This is a genomic window from Alkalihalobacillus bogoriensis ATCC BAA-922, assembly GCF_000621445.1.
Classification (GTDB): Bacteria; Bacillota; Bacilli; order Bacillales; family Bacillaceae_F; genus Bacillus_AO; species Bacillus_AO bogoriense.
Window position 1 is genome coordinate 1 of record NZ_JHYI01000054.1, and the last position, 2,385, is coordinate 2,385.

Consider the following 2,385-nt stretch of genomic DNA (forward strand, 5'->3'; position numbering starts at 1 on the left):
CCCTCGTTTTCCCTGATCCAGGTCCCGCCATTAAAAATAATGGACCATCTAACGTTTCAATAGCCTCTCTTTGACCATCATTTGGAGTAAAACCATGTTGTTTAAATAAACTTTCTAAAGTTACAGTCACAACTATCACCCCATTACAAAAGTATTACCATTATTCTATCAGATTTTTACATTTTATTGGCAATGTATTTCAATAAGAACATATGTAAACGGAAGACTTTCTCGCCTTCCGCTAAATAATCACATAATTTCCTTTAATTCCGTAATCTCTTCACCAATAATTTTTAAATCATTCAGCATGGTCTCGCTTGTCCACTTTGAGTTTAGAACTGTCTCCACAATTGAAAGTAACGCCTCTTTTGTATCCGATGTTAGTGCCTTTCCTTGATATATGATTTCATTGGTGAAGAATAGCTCTTCTAACGTAATGCCACATTCCTTTTTTACTTCTGTTCTTATTAGAACTGATATATCCACCTTTAACGCTTCTGCTAATTGCATCATTAGTGGAATGCTCGGCCGCTTTCGAAGTCCTCTTTCTAATCTATTGATATAGGAAGGGGTAACATTTGAAAGCTCCGCAAGCTGTTGTAATGAATATCCTTTTTCTAATCTCAACTTTTTCAACAACTTCCCGAAATTGTCGTTTAATTTACGTCTTTCCTGCTTCTGTTTCATTTCCACCATCTCCTTTTAAACCTTTCCTTATAGGAACCCTGGGTTAAATTGCTAACCCTATATCATAGATTCTTTCATTCTCTTTATAACTGAATGATCGAAAAATATTTTTGAGAAAACGTAACAGAAAATGATAAGCGAATGTATGTTACCCAAAAGCGGATTGTTTAAATTTTTTAGGAGGGACTAAATTGCTTAAACTACTAAAATCTAATCAGGGTAAATATTGTGAAACTTTATTCATTACTTTATAATAAAGGAATATATGTTCGTATTTAGTGAGGAGAGAGTTATATGACTATAGTACATAAAGAACTACGAGATCATGCATATGAAATTGCTACTGAAATTGCTCGTGTAGCAGGTAAAGATCCTTTATACATTTGGAACTCTGAGAATTTCCAAAGGGAATTACAGAAGATAGCTGAAAAAGAGTTGGAAAGGTTGAGGCAAGAAGCGAAGTAGTAACAAAGGAAATCGAGCACTGAAAGAACATTTTTCCTTCTCATCATCATCTGAGGCAATCGTGTTATTGTGTAAACTCAATAGAATATTAGATTAAAAGATTGAGGGGAAGTGTATGATTTACCACTTCCCTTATCTACGAACGCTTTTCAACAAACTTCTCTAATTGCTCTTTTGATAAATCATTTGGGCTTAGATTATTCTTCTTACAATACTCATATAACGCCCTAACCTTTATTTTATATTCTCCTGGAACAGCGTAAACCCCACCTCTAAATTCGTCCTCAAATTTCTTAATTTCATTTATATCCACTTTAAGTTCCTCCTTTTATAGTCTCCTATTTATTGTAATACAAATCACTTCTTATCTATTAACCTATTATATTGAAATTTAGTAAATTATTTTTTATAATATTTTCGAAATATCTCTTGTTAATAATTTTATACTATTTCAAAATTTTCATTAAGTAGGTGATTTAATGTTAATTGAAAAAATTGATGCAGAATTATTAAATGAAATTCAGGAAGAATTAGATTCAGAGTACAATGACATTGCGTCATCATGGGATGAAGAGTTTGTGGATCTTAAAGATCATGATTTTGAGGATGTGTTACGTACCGAAATATTTGAGCACTATCACCACATACCTTTTTACAAGTTAGAACATATCATTGATGAACTTTGTCCATTCTTAAAAGAAAAAGATATTGAAATTGAACCCTATTCCAAAATCACTTTCTTTGACAATGGTCAAAACAAGGAAGTAAATATATATATTTATGCAGATACTTGTCCAGAGGATCGAGAAAAGCTTGATGAAATTGAACTTAGACAACTTGAGAAGTTACATGAAGAAATTACTCAATTATATAACCATATTTTAGATGTTGAAACAGCTTTATATATTAGTCATGTGGCATTTGAAAATGTACCAAAAGATTATTACCACGAGAGTAAAGACGAAAATGATTGTGAATTCGTTCAACTTGAATTTAATTAAACGATTAAGTGACGTAGTTTGGAGATTTTTCTCTATAGCTACGTCTTTTTATATATTTAAAATAAAAATTCCTTAACCCTTAACAAAAATAGAGCAAAAACAATTAAAGTTTTTCGCTCCATTTTTTGTTTCTACTATGTGCATTTAAAATAAACTCTTCCGAAAATCCTTCCCAAAACCCGCATTCCACCGTTCGCTGTCATAATAAAGTTTTCCGAAAATCACCGATTTC

General features: G+C 31.8%; 5 protein-coding genes. 2 read left to right on the forward strand and 3 right to left on the reverse strand.

Annotation, left to right across the window (positions count from 1 at the left end; translation table 11 throughout):
• Positions 1 to 139 (reverse strand): UvrD-helicase domain-containing protein (locus T323_RS29800; RefSeq protein WP_373279340.1); only part of this gene is annotated, 139 nt, incomplete at its 3' end.
• Positions 140 to 249: 110 nt separating this feature from the next.
• Entirely contained in the window at positions 250 to 687 is a 438-nt protein-coding gene (locus T323_RS28080; protein ID WP_051556568.1) for a helix-turn-helix domain-containing protein, read from the reverse strand.
• Between the two features lie 294 nt (positions 688 to 981).
• Between T323_RS28080 and T323_RS28900 the strand changes: the two genes are divergently transcribed.
• Positions 982 to 1,152, forward strand: a complete 171-nt coding sequence (locus tag T323_RS28900) for a hypothetical protein (RefSeq protein WP_156942463.1) — start codon at positions 982 to 984, stop codon at positions 1,150 to 1,152.
• Positions 1,153 to 1,288: 136 nt separating this feature from the next.
• Here the strand turns inward: T323_RS28900 and T323_RS28905 are convergent, their stop codons facing one another.
• Positions 1,289 to 1,465 (reverse strand): hypothetical protein, encoded by a 177-nt coding sequence (locus T323_RS28905; RefSeq protein ID WP_156942464.1) that lies wholly within the window; start codon positions 1,463 to 1,465, stop codon positions 1,289 to 1,291.
• Positions 1,466 to 1,631: 166 nt separating this feature from the next.
• Between T323_RS28905 and T323_RS0115750 the strand changes: the two genes are divergently transcribed.
• Complete coding sequence (locus tag T323_RS0115750) at positions 1,632 to 2,153, forward strand: hypothetical protein (RefSeq protein ID WP_026674117.1); 522 nt, start codon at positions 1,632 to 1,634, stop codon at positions 2,151 to 2,153.
• The last annotated feature ends 232 nt before the right edge of the window (positions 2,154 to 2,385 follow it).